General features: G+C 47.2%; 1 pseudogene. It reads left to right on the plus strand.

Annotation, left to right across the window (positions count from 1 at the left end):
- Positions 1 to 449, plus strand: a pseudogene (locus A3751_RS13145) (ornithine carbamoyltransferase subunit F); the annotation flags it as partial.
- Between the last annotated feature and the right edge of the window lie 49 nt (positions 450 to 498).

Raw genomic sequence — 498 nt, forward strand, 5'->3', positions numbered from 1 at the left:
TTGTTGCTCCTAAAGGTTTCCACCCGGAACAAAGCCTAGTGAACCGATGTCTTGAAATTGCAGCCAAAAGCGGCGCAACAATCTCACTAACAAACGATGTGGCTGACGGCGTGGCGGATGTTGATTTCGTTTATACCGACGTCTGGGTTTCAATGGGTGAACCAAAAGAAGCTTGGGATGAACGCGTTGCGCTAATGAAACCGTATCAAATAAATTCAGCACTCATGGCTCAAACAAACAACAAGAACACAAAATTCATGCACTGCCTCCCCGCATTCCACAACAATGAAACGCGCGTCGGTAAAGAAATTGAAGAGACTTATGGCCTGAACGGGCTAGAGGTCACTGAAGACGTGTTCGAGTCAGACGCCAGCATTGTGTTTGATCAAGCAGAGAACAGGATGCACACTATCAAAGCGGTGATGGTGGCGACATTAGGTAATCCTTAATTCAGCGCTCTTCGATATGCGAATCGGCAACGGTAAAAATGCTTCGGCC

Source organism: Oleiphilus sp. HI0080 (assembly GCF_001635135.1).